The sequence below is a fragment of the Collinsella sp. AF14-35 genome (genome assembly GCF_003464565.1).
Classification (GTDB): domain Bacteria; phylum Actinomycetota; class Coriobacteriia; order Coriobacteriales; family Coriobacteriaceae; genus Collinsella.
The window spans coordinates 69,609-82,283 of record NZ_QRZD01000001.1 but is presented as its reverse complement, the minus strand read 5'-3'; the positions used below and the strand labels follow the sequence as shown (position 1 = coordinate 82,283).

At 62.4% G+C, this 12,675-nt stretch carries 11 protein-coding genes; 9 read left to right on the top strand and 2 right to left on the bottom strand.

Annotated features, from left to right (window positions below; translation table 11 throughout):
- Positions 1 to 18 precede the first annotated feature (18 nt).
- Positions 19 to 672: a transcriptional regulator gene (locus tag DWW12_RS00390; RefSeq protein WP_117583047.1), complete on the bottom strand. Its 654-nt coding sequence runs from the start codon at positions 670 to 672 to the stop codon at positions 19 to 21.
- Between the two features lie 277 nt (positions 673 to 949).
- Here DWW12_RS00390 and dpaL point away from each other — a divergent pair, with 277 nt between their 5' ends.
- From dpaL to hydA, 6 genes are all read left to right on the top strand, one after another.
- Positions 950 to 2,164, top strand: a complete 1,215-nt coding sequence (gene dpaL / locus DWW12_RS00385) for a diaminopropionate ammonia-lyase (RefSeq protein WP_055252227.1) — start codon at positions 950 to 952, stop codon at positions 2,162 to 2,164.
- A 237-nt stretch (positions 2,165 to 2,401) separates the two neighbouring features.
- Positions 2,402 to 3,787 (top strand): YgeY family selenium metabolism-linked hydrolase, encoded by a 1,386-nt coding sequence (locus DWW12_RS00380; protein WP_117854466.1) that lies wholly within the window; start codon positions 2,402 to 2,404, stop codon positions 3,785 to 3,787.
- Positions 3,788 to 3,988: 201 nt separating this feature from the next.
- The gene (gene ygeW / locus DWW12_RS00375) at positions 3,989 to 5,191 is read left to right on the top strand and encodes a knotted carbamoyltransferase YgeW (RefSeq protein ID WP_055252229.1); all 1,203 of its coding nucleotides are present in this window, start codon (positions 3,989 to 3,991) and stop codon (positions 5,189 to 5,191) included.
- Between the two features lie 14 nt (positions 5,192 to 5,205).
- Positions 5,206 to 6,156, top strand: a complete 951-nt coding sequence (gene arcC, locus DWW12_RS00370; protein ID WP_117746609.1) for a carbamate kinase — start codon at positions 5,206 to 5,208, stop codon at positions 6,154 to 6,156.
- A gap of 177 nt (positions 6,157 to 6,333) precedes the next feature.
- Complete coding sequence (locus DWW12_RS00365) at positions 6,334 to 6,948, top strand: nucleotidyltransferase family protein (RefSeq protein ID WP_117854464.1); 615 nt, start codon at positions 6,334 to 6,336, stop codon at positions 6,946 to 6,948.
- A 9-nt stretch (positions 6,949 to 6,957) separates the two neighbouring features.
- Positions 6,958 to 8,325 (top strand): dihydropyrimidinase, encoded by a 1,368-nt coding sequence (hydA, locus tag DWW12_RS00360; RefSeq protein ID WP_117854463.1) that lies wholly within the window; start codon positions 6,958 to 6,960, stop codon positions 8,323 to 8,325.
- Positions 8,326 to 8,404: 79 nt separating this feature from the next.
- Here the strand turns inward: hydA and yqeC are convergent, their stop codons facing one another.
- Positions 8,405 to 9,142 (bottom strand): selenium cofactor biosynthesis protein YqeC, encoded by a 738-nt coding sequence (yqeC, locus tag DWW12_RS00355; protein WP_117854461.1) that lies wholly within the window; start codon positions 9,140 to 9,142, stop codon positions 8,405 to 8,407.
- Between the two features lie 102 nt (positions 9,143 to 9,244).
- Here yqeC and yqeB point away from each other — a divergent pair, with 102 nt between their 5' ends.
- From yqeB to DWW12_RS00340, 3 genes are all read left to right on the top strand, one after another.
- The gene (yqeB, locus tag DWW12_RS00350; protein WP_117854459.1) at positions 9,245 to 10,039 is read left to right on the top strand and encodes a selenium-dependent molybdenum cofactor biosynthesis protein YqeB; all 795 of its coding nucleotides are present in this window, start codon (positions 9,245 to 9,247) and stop codon (positions 10,037 to 10,039) included.
- Between the two features lie 9 nt (positions 10,040 to 10,048).
- Positions 10,049 to 11,092 carry an XdhC family protein gene (locus DWW12_RS00345; RefSeq protein WP_117854458.1) on the top strand — a complete coding sequence of 348 codons (1,044 nt, stop codon included), beginning with the start codon at positions 10,049 to 10,051 and terminating at the stop codon, positions 11,090 to 11,092.
- A gap of 127 nt (positions 11,093 to 11,219) precedes the next feature.
- Positions 11,220 to 12,533, top strand: a complete 1,314-nt coding sequence (locus DWW12_RS00340) for a uracil-xanthine permease family protein (protein WP_158558584.1) — start codon at positions 11,220 to 11,222, stop codon at positions 12,531 to 12,533.
- Positions 12,534 to 12,675 lie beyond the last annotated feature (142 nt).

Here is a 12,675-nt window from a genome sequence, read left to right as displayed (position 1 = left end):
GGCAATCTGGGCGAGTGCCTACTTGTCGTCGGCCGCCGCCTTGGCCTCATTGAGGTAGCTATAGAAGCTGTACTTGGAGATGCCAAAGAACTCGCAGGCGCGCTCGCTCGACTTGGAAATGAGGAAGGCGCCGCGACGGTCGAGGTAGCCAATGGCACGAATGCGCTCGTCTTTGGTCATGAGCGCCGCGGGCTTGCCCACAAACTGCTCGCACTCGTGCAGCAGGTCCTCGAGCAGGTCGCCGATGTTCTTGGTAATGGGCTCGGGCTCGGTGTAGCCCGTGCCGCCGGTGCCGGTAAAGGCGTCGAGCGAACGCTCAAAAGCCTTCATAAGCGTAATGTCAAAGTTAATGCCCAAAATGCCGACGGGCTTGCCCTCGTCGTTGCGGATAAAGATGGTCGAGGACTTGAGCAGCTTGCCGTCGGTGGTTTTGGTGAGGTATGGCTCGCGGTCGTGCACGTCGGTGGTGCCCTCGTGCATGGACTCAAACACAATATGGCTGGGGCCGTCACCCAGTTTGCGCCCGCTGACGTGGCCGTTTTCGATCACTACGATGGAGTGGTCCACGTCCTCGGTCTCCAGATCGTGGACGACGACTTCGCAGTTGGGGCCAAATTGGAGCGCCAGGCCGTGTGCAAGGCGCTTATAAAACTCAATCTGTGCGGGGGTCATGGGTGCCTTCCTAAAAATTAGTTTGGGCACACTTTGCCATAAACCACACTTGTTCGCAAATAACGAAAGCGTCGCTGCGTTATGTGACCGTTCGGCGGCGAAAAGGTACCGATTACGGCAACAAACAATTTGTTAGGTTTACCAATCAAAAAGTGTGATAGAACAGTGCTAACAAACTTTTTGTTTGGCATCCACATAAAAGTTCAGTCGCATGAATGGGAATGGGCTGAAACGCGTATGCGGGGGCCGGCAAGAGAGGACTTAAGGAGTTCACCGTATGGCCGATAAGATCCAGTGGGCGGGCAACACGATGCCCAAGAGCGATGACAAGCACTTGGGAATCATGAGCCTCGACCACGTGAAGAAGGCCCGCGCCTTCCACCAGTCGTTCCCTCAGTACACCGTCACTCCGCTTGCCCGCCTGGATGGTCAGGCTGCGCGCCTGGGCCTTTCCAACCTGTGCGTTAAGGACGAGAGCTATCGCTTTGGCCTCAACGCCTTTAAGGTCCTGGGCGGTTCGTTTGCCATGGCCAACTACATTGCCGACGAGACCGGCAAGGACGTTGCCGAGTGCACCTTCGATTACCTGACCTCCGATCAGCTTGCCAAGGACTTTGGCCAGGCCACCTTCTTTACTGCCACCGACGGCAACCATGGCCGCGGCGTGGCATGGGCTGCCAACAAGCTGGGCCAGAAGGCCGTCGTGCACATGCCCAAGGGTTCCACCAAGCCCCGCTTTGATAACATCGCCGCCGAGGGCGCCACGGTGACCATCGAAGAGGTCAACTACGACGAGTGCGTGCGCATGGCCGCCGCCGAGGCCGACGCCTGCGAGCGCGGCGTCATCGTTCAGGATACCGCCTGGGAGGGCTACGAGAAGATCCCGTCCTGGATCATGGAGGGCTACGGCACCATGGCTTCCGAGGCTGCCGAGCAGCTGCGCGAGATGGCCATCAACCGCCCGACGCACGTCTTTGTCCAGGCTGGCGTGGGCTCGCTCGCCGGCGCCGTGGTGGGCTACTTCACCAACCTGTATCCCGATAACCCGCCCACCTTCGTCGTGGTCGAGTGCGCGCCTGCCGCCTGCCTGTACAAGGGCGCTGCCGCCGGCGACGGCGATCCGCGCATCGTGGACGGCGACATGCCCTCCATCATGGCCGGCCTGTGCTGCGGCGAGCCCAACATCCTGGGCTGGGATATCCTGCGCAACCACACCACCGCCTTCGTGTCCTGCCCCGACTGGGTCACCGCTCGCGGCATGCGCACTCTGGGCGCTCCCGAGAAGGGCGACCCGCGCGTCATCTCTGGCGAGTCCGGCGCTGTGACCACCGGTCTGGTCGAGACTCTCATGCTCGATCCCGAGTACGCCGAGCTCAAGGAACTCATCGGCCTGGACAAGACGAGCTCCGTGCTCTGCTTCTCCACCGAGGGCGACACCGATCCGGATCAGTACCGTCGCATCGTCTGGGAGGGCGAGTACCCGACTTGCTAGCAGACTGACCTGTCCGGAGGCAGCCGGAGGACTTTACTCCCTGCTCGGACAGTCCTGCTCGCACGGAGAGCACATTAAGTGCTCTCCGGCTCGTGCGGAACTCGCGACGGAGCAAAGTCCTCCGTCCGCCTCCTATGGTTACTTGCTTGCCGGGTGCTCAACCTCACGCTGCTTGGTACAAGTGATCTATCTGAAATATCTACCTGTAGGTAAACCCTTGTAGAAAGGTTGACTGTTATGACTAAAGAACTCGATTTTGATGCCATTAAGGCTGCTGCTGAGTCCCATCGTGCTGATATGACTCGCTTCCTGCGCGCTATGATCTCTCACCCCTCTGAGTCCTGCGAGGAGGGTGAGGTTGTTGCCTGCATCAAGGCCGAGATGGAGAGCCTTAGTTATGACGAGGTCAAGGTCGACGGCCTGGGCAACGTTATGGGCTTTATGGGCGAGGGCGACAAGATCATCGCCATCGACTCCCACATCGACACCGTCGGCATCGGCAACATCGAGAACTGGGATGCCGATCCCTACGAGGGCTACGAGACCGACGAGATCATCTACGGCCGCGGCGGCTCCGACCAGGAGGGTGGCATGGCTTCTGCTACCTATGCTGCCAAGATGATGAAGGACATGGGCCTCATCCCCGAGGGCTACAAGATCATGGTCGTCGGCACCGTCCAGGAAGAGGACTGCGACGGCATGTGCTGGCAGTACATCTACAACAAGGACGGCATTAAGCCCGAGTTTGTCATTTCCACCGAGCCCACCGACGGCGGCATCTATCGCGGTCACCGCGGCCGCATGGAGATCCGCGTCGACGTTCACGGCACCTCCTGCCACGGTTCCGCTCCCGACCGCGGCGACAACGCCATCTACAAGATGGCCGACATCATCGCCGACGTCCGCGCCCTCAACAACAACGGCTGCGACGAGTCGACCGACATCAAGGGCCTCGTCAAGATGCTCGACCCTAAGTACAACCCCGAGCACTTCGAGGACGCCCGCTTCCTGGGCCGCGGCACCTGCACCGTCAGCCAGATCTTCTACACCAGCCCCAGCCGCTGCGCTGTCGCTGACTCCTGCGCCATCTCCATCGACCGTCGTATGACCGCCGGTGAGACCTGGGAGTCTTGCCTGGACGAGATCCGCAACCTGCCGGCCGCCAAGAAGTACGGCGACGACGTGAAGGTCTCCATGTACATGTACGACCGTCCGTCCTGGACCGGCGAGGTTTACGAGACCGAGGCTTACTTCCCCACGTGGATCAACAAGGAGACCGCTCCGCACGTCAAGGCCCTCGTCGACGCCCACAAGGCCATGTTCGGTGACGAGCGCATCGGCTGCGAGCCCAGCATGGACAAGCGCACCGGTCGTCCGCTGTGCGACAAGTGGACCTTCTCCACGAACTGCGTTTCCATCCAGGGCCGCTATGGCATCCCCTGCGCCGGCTTTGGCCCGGGTGCCGAGTCTCAGGCTCACGCTCCCAACGAGGTCACCTACAAGGACGACCTGGTCACCGCTGCCGCCATGTATGTGGCTGCCCTGAACCTCTACGATCCGAGCCAGGCCGATGGCGACGCCACCGTGTTCCGCGCCGGTCTGACCAACAACAAGATCGATTAGTCCCATTCCTCGATCTTGTTGAGCCGGGGACAGCTCGTGTCCCCGGCACCCCCTGTTGACTTGGGGCCCGCGGTCGTTATCTCCCATGCTTCCTCAACGGTAGCGGGTCCTCGTCATAGTGCTCTGCATGTTCTAGCCACACGCGCATGCCGGAGCACATCTACTCATTGCAATCGTTTCATCTTTGGAAAGGATATTTACATGGACGCCAAGTTTACCGAGCTCGTCGAGCAGCTGAACGGCCTCGATTTTAAGGGCATGTACGGCAGCGACTTCCTGCACACCTGGGACAAGACCACCGATGAGCTCAAGGCGCTCTACATCGTCGCCGACGCCCTGCGCGAGCTGCGCGAGAACAACGTTTCGTCCAAGATCTTCGATTCGGGTCTGGCCGTCTCCCTGTTCCGTGACAACTCCACCCGTACGCGCTTCTCCTTCTCTAAGGCAGCCAACCTGCTCGGTCTTGAGCTGCAGGACCTGGACGAGAAGAAGTCCCAGATCGCTCACGGCGAGACCGTCCGCGAGACCGCTACCATGATCTCCTTCATGGCCGACGTCATCGGCATCCGCGACGACATGTACATCGGCAAGGGCGACGCCTACATGGCCGAGGTCTCCGAGTCTGTCCAGCAGGCCTACGAGGACGGCGTTCTGGATCACCGTCCCACGCTCATCTCCTTGCAGTCCGACTCCGATCACCCCACGCAGTCCTCTGCCGACATGCTCTACCTCATCAACGAGTTTGGCGGCCTCGAGAACCTCAAGGGCAAGAAGGTTGCCGTCACCTGGGCCTACTCGCCCTCTTACGGCAAGCCGCTGTCCTGTCCGCAGTCGCTGATCAGCCTGCTGCCCCGTTTTGGCATGGACGTCACTTTGGCCCACCCCGAGGGCTACGACCTCATGCCCGAGGTCGTCGAGCGCGCCAAGGGCTACGCCGCCGAGTCCGGCACCACCTTTAAGCAGGTCAACACCATGGCCGAGGCCTTCGAGGGCGCCGACATCGTGATCCCGAAGAGCTGGGCTCCGTTTGCCGCCATGGAGAAGCGCACCAACCTGTACGCCGAGGGCGACGACGCCGGCATCGCTGCACTCGAGAAGGAGCTGCTCGCTCAGAACGCTACGCATCAGGATTGGTGCTCCACGACCGAGCTCATGGAGAAGACCGCCAACGGCCAGGACACCATCTTTATGCATCCGCTGCCCGCCGACATCTCTGGTGTCTCTTGCGAGCACGGCGAGGTCAACGCCGACGTCTTCGACATGCACCGCGTGGGCATGTACAAGGAGGCCAGCTACAAGCCGTACGCCATCGCAGCCATGATGTTCCTGCAGAAGGTTGCCGATCCCGCCGCTACCCTCAAGGCCCTCGACGAGCGCAACACCGCCCGTTGGTTCCAGGCCTAAAGCTGGGCTGAGAAATGGCTAAGCGTATTGTTGTCGCCCTGGGTGGAAACGCCCTCGGCGCCAACCTTCCCGAGCAGATGGAGGCCGTCAAGACGACTTCCAAGGCTATCGTCGACCTGATCGAGGAGGGCAACGAGGTTGTCGTCGTGCATGGCAACGGTCCCCAGGTGGGTATGATCGCCAACGCGATGGCCGAGCTCACGCGCTCTAACCCTCAGAAGTACGTTCCCTGCCCGCTGTCCGTTTGCGGCGCCATGAGCCAGGGCTACATTGGCTATGACCTGCAAAATGCGCTGCGCGAGGAAATGCTCGACCGCAATATCGACAAGGGTGTCGCCACCGTGCTCACCCAGGTCGAGGTTGCGGCAGACGACCCGGCCTTTGCCGACCCGGTCAAGCCGATCGGTCCGTGGATGAGCGAGGCCGAGGCCAAGGAGCTGGAGGCCGACCGCGGCTACCAGTTCATCCACGACGAGAAGCAGGGCTTCCGTCGTGTGGTGGCTTCGCCCAAGCCCGTGAACATCGTCGAGCTCGACACCATCAAGTCGCTCGTCGAGTCCAACCACGTGGTGATCTCCTGCGGCGGTGGTGGCATTCCCGTCACCAAGGCCCAGGGCAACCACCTTAAGGGCGCTGCCGCCGTCATCGATAAGGACTTTGCGGCCGAGAAGCTCGCCGAGCAGCTCGATGCCGATGCCCTGATTATCCTGACGGCCGTGGAGAAGGTTGCCATTGGCTTTGGCACCGACCACGAGCAGTGGCTCGACACGCTGACCGCGGCTGACGTAAAGCGTCTGTCCGAGGCCAACGAGTTCGGTCGCGGCTCCATGCTGCCCAAGGTCCAGGCCGCCTCGACGTTTGCCGAGAGCAAGCCGGGCCGCACGGCGCTCATCACGCTGCTCGAGAAGGCGCGTGACGGTCTTGCCGGCAAGACCGGTACCACGTTTACCGGCGACGCTGAGTAGGCATATCTGCACCATTGAGGAGGGTGCCCTGCGTCGCGGGGTGCCCTCCTTTGTGCTATGGGGAGCCAAGAGGCGTTCGCTGGAAAACGAGTGCGTGCCTGTTCCGACGGAGTGTGAGCTTGCTATGGTGGGTATAGCAACTATGGTGTCCAAGGCAGCCAGGGGAGGTTTGCGGAGATGAAACTCGGTTGCGTCATTATGGCTTCGGGCGAGGGCAAGCGGTTTGGCTCTAACAAGATGCTCGCCGATATCTATGGCGAGCCGCTGATTGCCCGGACCATCGATTCGGTCCCCGGGGGCTTTGATGTTGTGGTTTCGACGCGTTGGCCCGAGGTCGCCCATATTTGCGAGGACAAGCATTGCCCGTGCGTGCTGCACGATGGCGAGCTGCGCAGCGAAAGCGTCCGTGCGGGCCTTTCGTGGGGAGTCGAACGCAACTGGAAAGGTTGCCTCTTTTTGCCGGGCGACCAGCCACTTGTGAGTTCGGATTCTTTTGAGGCGCTCGCCGGTGCTTTTAAGGCCAACGGCGGCGTCGCGCCCGTGCGTCTTGCCCTAAACGGCGAGCCGGCCTCTCCGGTGCTGTTCCCCGCGAGCTTCTTTCCCAACCTTATGGGGCTTAAAGGAAAGGACGGCGGATCGTCGCTGCTGCGCGGCCGTGCCGATGTCCAGCTGGTCGAGGCGCGTGCCTACGAGCTGTGGGATGTCGACACCGCCAAGGGCCAGCGCCGCGTCTCGGAGCATATCGCCGCCTGCTCGTATTTTGATCGCGTGGCCAACTGCATCAATCAATAAGGAGCAATTATGATCATCATCAAAAACGGCGCACTCGTGACGCCCCAAGGGCTTCGCCGCGCCGATCTTGCCATGGATGGCGATAAGATCGTACGGATTGCCGCGGCGATTGAGCCGGCCGAGGGCGATACCGTCGAGGATGCTGCGGGCTGCTGGGTGTTCCCGGGCTTTATCGATGGGCACACGCACATGCAGTGCTGGACCGGCATGGATTGGACAGCCGATAGCTTTGAGACCGGCACGCGCGCGGCTGCCTGCGGCGGCACGACGACCATTGTGGACTACGCGACGGCCGATCGCGGCGTGACCATGCCCGATGCCTTGGTCGAGTGGCATCATCGCGCCGACGGCACCTGCACCGCCAACTATGCCTTCCATATGGCGCTTGCCGAGTGGAATGAGCGCAACCGCGCCGATCTTTCGGCCATGCGCGAGGCGGGCGTGTCGTCGTTTAAGACCTACTTTGCCTACGACCATCTGCGCCTGGACGATGCCGAGACGCTCGAGGTGCTGGAGGAGCTCAAGCGCGTGGGCGGTATCCTGTGCGTGCATTGCGAGAACGGCACGTTGGTCAACGCGCTGCAGAAGCGCGTGTTTGAGCAGGGTATCCACGGGCCCGAGGGCCATGCGCTCAGCCGTCCGGACGTGTGTGAGGCCGAGGCCGTGAGCCGCCTGCTGTATCTGGCGCACTTGGCCGGGGACGCTCCGGTCAACGTGGTGCACCTTTCGACCAAGCTGGGGCTCGAGGCCATTCGCGCTGCCAAAGCGCACGGGCAGAAGAACATCTATGTCGAGACCTGCCCTCAGTATCTGATGCTCGACGACACCTGCTATCTGGAGCAGGGCGAGGACGGCTTTGCGGGCGCCAAGTACGTGATGAGCCCGCCGCTGCGCCATGCCGGTGACCGTGCCGCGCTGCGCGAGGCGCTTGTGGCTGGCGAGATCGATACTATTGCGACCGATCATTGCAGCTTTAACCTGCACGGGCAAAAGGACCGAGGACGCGATGAATTCCGCGCGATTCCCAACGGCGGGCCCGGCGTGGAGCATCGTCCCGTTGCGATTGCCACGAGCTTTGAGGGACAGCTGGGTCCCGAGGATCTGTGCCGCTTGATGAGCGAGAATCCGGCGCGCGTTTTTGGCATGTATCCGCGCAAGGGCTGTCTTGCCGAGGGCGCCGATGCCGACGTGTGCGTGTGGGATCCGTGCGCGCGTTGGACGATCAGCGCCGCGACGCAGCATCAGGCCGTGGACTACACGCCGCTCGAGGGCTTTGAGGCACATGGCCGCGCCAAGGCCGTGTTTGTGAACGGCGTGCTGGCGGCACGCGACGGCGAGCCCACCGGAGCCCAACCCGGCCGCTACGTGCCCCGCTAACGGGAAGACCGCCGGGGTAGCTAATTTGGGAGATGATTTTTTGGGACGGGGTAGCAAAAAGAGCCCCGTCCCAAATTTGCTACCCCTGGAGGCTGGTGGCGATGAGGGGGCGGTTGAGGGCTGCCTCGAAGCGATCTGCCATTGTTGGGTCGGCAAGCGTGTCGGCTTGGTTGAGCATGATACGGGCATTGTTGAGGTTCAGCATCTGCAGCTCGGCATTGAGCGCCATAGCGACGCGCTCTGGGGTGGCGGTGTCGGTGGGCTCGCAGCCGCAGCGCTCGCAGAAGAGCTCGGGGCGGTGGACAACCTCGGCGACGGGCTTGCCCAGCCCCGAGGCGCCGACGACCCAGACAACGTTTGTCGCGGCGGCGGGAATTACCGGCTCCCAGGCGGCATGTGCCTTGAGCGGGAGTCGCTTGCTGCCATCTGCCTCGGCCAACACATAGTCAAAGCGCTGCGCCAGCTCGTTGAGCGGCTCGGCGGGGGCGGAGAGCTTGCCTGTCTCCGGGTTCAAAACACCCGCCTGGCAGATACTTCCTCGGACAAGTCCCGCGCATGCCTCGCAGGTGCAGCCGGGAACATGCAGAGCCCCCGGCTTCCAAGGCGCGGCGTCCAGGCGACGGCTCGACCCGTCCCACGGCACGCCGGCGACGGGGAACATGTGCGTGGTGGTGCAGAGGAGCACGCGGCCGCCAGCGCGCATAAGCTCAAGGCCGAGCGTCTTTAGCAAGGTCGACTTGCCGCCACTGCCGATAATCGCGGTAATGCCCGGCTCGATCCTGAGCGCAGAGGCAAGATTGCCGCCAACCGTTTCCATCTGTTCACCGCCGTATAATACTGTGATAATAAATAATCATCAGAGTAGCGGTCGAACCGCTTTTGCTCTGCTCAAACCGTAGCACAGGGAGGTGCCCCGGGAATGCTCGTTTATGTTCGCGGCGCCGGCGATATCGCCACGGGCGTCGCCGCTCGCTTGGTGCGCTCCGGCGTGTCGGTCGTTATGGCCGATATCGCGGTTCCCACGTGCATCCGCCGCACAATCAGTTTTTGCGAGGCCATTCGCCTGGGCGAGGTCGAGGTCGAAGGCATTCGCGCTCGCTTGGCACAGACGCCGGCTGAGGCGCTCGAGATTACCCAAGCGGGAGACGTCGCCGTTGTGGTGGACCCTCAGGCCAAGATGCTCGGCGAGCTGAAACCCGCTGCCGTGGTCGACGCGATTCTGGCCAAGCGCAACTTGGGCACCACGCGCGACATGGCGCCTGCCGTTATCGCCGTGGGGCCGGGCTTTACCGCGCCGGTTGACTGCGACGCCGTGGTCGAGACCATGCGCGGGCATTTTCTCGGCCGTGTCATTACCCAAGGTTCGCCCCAGCCTAACACGGGCGTGCCGGGCATTATCGCCGGCTATGGCAAGGAACGTGTTATCCACAGCCCCGCCGCCGGCGTGTTTCGGTCCGACCGCGCAATCGGCGACATCGTGAGCGCCGGAGACGTGATTGGCTACGCGGGCGATACGCCCATGTGCACGCAGATCGATGGCTGTCTGCGCGGGCTTTTGGCGAACGGCGTGCAGGTGACTGAGGGCTTTAAATGCGCCGATGTCGATCCGCGCGGCGACGCCAGCTACATCAACTATATTTCGGACAAGGCGACATCGGTCGGCGGCGGCGTGCTCGAGGCACTCGCTATGCTCACCGATGTCTTTAGAGGATAGAAGGCGGCAATGGAAAAGCTCGATGTTGTGAATGCGGCGCTTGCCGCACTGCGTGCTGGCGAGACGTGCGAGCTCGTGGTCGTGGCCGGTACGGCGGGGTCATCACCACGCGGCGTGGGCGCCTGGATGGCCGTCTTTGCCGATGGCAGCCAAGCGGGCACCATCGGCGGCGGCAAGATTGAGCTTTTTGCGCTGGACGAGGCGCGCGAGCTGCTGGCCGCAGGGCAATCGCGTCTGGTCCGCTACACCATGGGCGGCGAGAACTCCGATACCGGCATGATCTGCGGCGGGGCCATCTGCCTGTGCTACCTGCATCTGGACTCGACCCAGGCACCGTTGTTCCAGTCGGTTGCCGACGTCTTGGCCTATCGGCGCATCGGCGACTTCGTCATCGACTTTGAGCCGTTTATCGCGAGCGCGCTCGAGGGCGATGTGGTTGAGTACCATGGCGAGACATCGCGCCATACCATTGCCGGCTGCCCCGAGCTTTCGCTGGTGGAGGAGGGGAGTAAGGTCACCTACACCAACGCCGCCTCCGAGATTCCCCCGGCGCACATCGAGACGCTCTGCCCCGAGGGCCTGACCTATATCTTTGGCTGCGGCCACGTGGGCGCTGCGACGGCGCGGGTGCTCACGGCGGCGGGCTTTGCCGTCGTGGCTTGCGACGACCGCCCCGGCACGCTGACCCCCGAATGGGTGCCCGGCGTCTACGACCGTCGTCTGGTCGATTATAAGAACCTGAGCGAGCTGTGCCCCATCGGCCCGCGCGACTTGGTGGTCGTCGCCACGGCGGGTCACAAGTCCGATATCGACGTGGTGATTCAGGCCATGCGCGCTAAACCCGCCTATCTGGGCTGCCTGGGCTCGCGCCGCAAGACCGCCTTTGTGCGCGCCCGCCTGGAGCAGGAGGGCTTCACGCAGGGCCAGATCGACGAGCTGCACCTGCCGATCGGTGTCGCCATCGAGGCCGAGGACCCCGAGGAGATCGCCATCTCCATCGCCGCCGAGATGATCCACCTGCGTCGCACCAAACTCGTCCCCCGCAAGCGCTAGTCGCATCCCAAATGAGCTGCCCCAGCCCTCTGCCGCATGCGGGTCAAAATGCTACCTGTGCCATATGCCCTATAATGTCCGACCGTTGAGCGGCATGGGGCCGCTGCCTAGGGTATGGGAGGCGCAAATGGCAGAGTCGGCAGCAGGGGATGCCCTGTTCGAGCGTACGGGAAAAGTTTCGTTTGTGCAGGTATTACCCCATGCACTGCAGCATGTGCTGGCGGCATTCGCGGGTATCGTCACGCCCGCCATCATTATCGCGTCGGTCTGTGGCTTTACCCCTCAAGAGGAAGCCGCTGTCATCCAGGCGTCGCTCGTCCTCTCGGCGATTGACATTTTCCTTCAACAGTTTCCCATAAAAGGTGTCGTCGGTTCGGGCCTGCCCATTGTGATGGGTGCGAGCTTTACCTTCGTGCCGGCGCTCAAGGCAGTCGGTCTTGAGCTTGGTTTTGAGGCCGTACTGGGCGCCCAGGTAATCGGCGGCGCGCTCGTCGCGCTCTTCGGCCTACTGTTTAGGCGCGTGAGTTTTCTGTTTCCGGCCCCGGTGCTTGGCACCGTCATCTTTGTCATTGGCCTGTCGCTATGCCCAGTGGCAGTTGCCTCCATGGCGGGCGGGGAGGGCGCGGCCGATTTTGGCAGTGTCACCAACTGGGCCGTCGCACTTGTGACGTTCGTCGTCACCTTTATGGCTGGCAACTACGGCAAGGGCGCGCTTAGGCTGGGCAGCATCCTGGCTGGTATCTGCGCGGGCTTTGTTTTGGCTGCGGTGTTGGGCATGGTCGATTTCTCGGCCATCGCGACCGCCAGCTGGTTCGCCCCGCCGGCCCTGGGCGCCCATCGCCTGGTGTTCGACCCGGCCGCGTGCGCCGTTGTGGGCGTTGTCGCCATTGTCAACGCAGTACAGGTCATGGGCGAGTTTGCCGCCGTGTCGTCCGCTGCGCTCGATACCCCTGCGACCGATAGCCAGATCTCGGGTGGCCTGATCGCCAACGGCCTGGTCGGTATGCTGTCAGGCTTTTTTGGCGGCGTCCCCACGGCAACCTTTGGCCAGAATGTGGGCATTATCGCCGAGAACAAGGTCGTCAACCGCATGGTCTTTACGCTTGCGGCTGCCATCCTGCTCATCGCGGGCCTGCTGCCCAAGTGTGCGGCGGTGCTCACGTCTATTCCGCAGCCGGTCATCGGTGGCGCCACGATTGGCGTGTTCGCGACCATCGGTATGAACGGTGTGGTCATGTTTGCCCGCCACGGCCTGTCTCAGCGCGATACCACGCTCATGGGTCTCTCTATCGCCTTTGGCACGGGCATTGAGCGCACGGCCGGCGCGCTTGCCGGCGCTGGATTCCCCGCATGGGTCGGCACCGTTTTTGGCGGATCCTCCATTGCCGTCGCCGCGCTCGTTGCTGTGATCCTCAACCTGGTCCTCCCGCGCCAAAAATAACGCCCCATATATGAGTTGCGGTGGAATAGGGACTGTTTAAGCCTTTTAAGCCATCAAACAGTCCCTATCTCACCGCAACTGCTGTTTTCCTCCGTGCCCTAGGGATCAATTTGTGCGGGGGAGTTGTGGAGTTGTGCAGGCA

Bases quoted from the DNA above. Each gene is read 5' to 3' on its own strand.
- dpaL (WP_055252227.1), top strand. From the start codon at position 950: ATGGCCGATAAGATCCAGTGGGCGGGCAACACGATGCCCAAGAGCGAT.
- DWW12_RS00390 (WP_117583047.1), bottom strand. From the start codon at position 672: ATGACCCCCGCACAGATTGAGTTTTATAAGCGCCTTGCACACGGCCTG.
- hydA (WP_117854463.1), top strand. From the start codon at position 6,958: ATGATCATCATCAAAAACGGCGCACTCGTGACGCCCCAAGGGCTTCGC.
- DWW12_RS00365 (WP_117854464.1), top strand. From the start codon at position 6,334: ATGAAACTCGGTTGCGTCATTATGGCTTCGGGCGAGGGCAAGCGGTTT.
- DWW12_RS00340 (WP_158558584.1), top strand. From the start codon at position 11,220: ATGGCAGAGTCGGCAGCAGGGGATGCCCTGTTCGAGCGTACGGGAAAA.
- arcC (WP_117746609.1), top strand. From the start codon at position 5,206: ATGGCTAAGCGTATTGTTGTCGCCCTGGGTGGAAACGCCCTCGGCGCC.
- DWW12_RS00345 (WP_117854458.1), top strand. From the start codon at position 10,049: ATGGAAAAGCTCGATGTTGTGAATGCGGCGCTTGCCGCACTGCGTGCT.
- ygeW (WP_055252229.1), top strand. From the start codon at position 3,989: ATGGACGCCAAGTTTACCGAGCTCGTCGAGCAGCTGAACGGCCTCGAT.
- DWW12_RS00380 (WP_117854466.1), top strand. From the start codon at position 2,402: ATGACTAAAGAACTCGATTTTGATGCCATTAAGGCTGCTGCTGAGTCC.
- yqeC (WP_117854461.1), bottom strand. From the start codon at position 9,142: ATGGAAACGGTTGGCGGCAATCTTGCCTCTGCGCTCAGGATCGAGCCG.
- yqeB (WP_117854459.1), top strand. From the start codon at position 9,245: ATGCTCGTTTATGTTCGCGGCGCCGGCGATATCGCCACGGGCGTCGCC.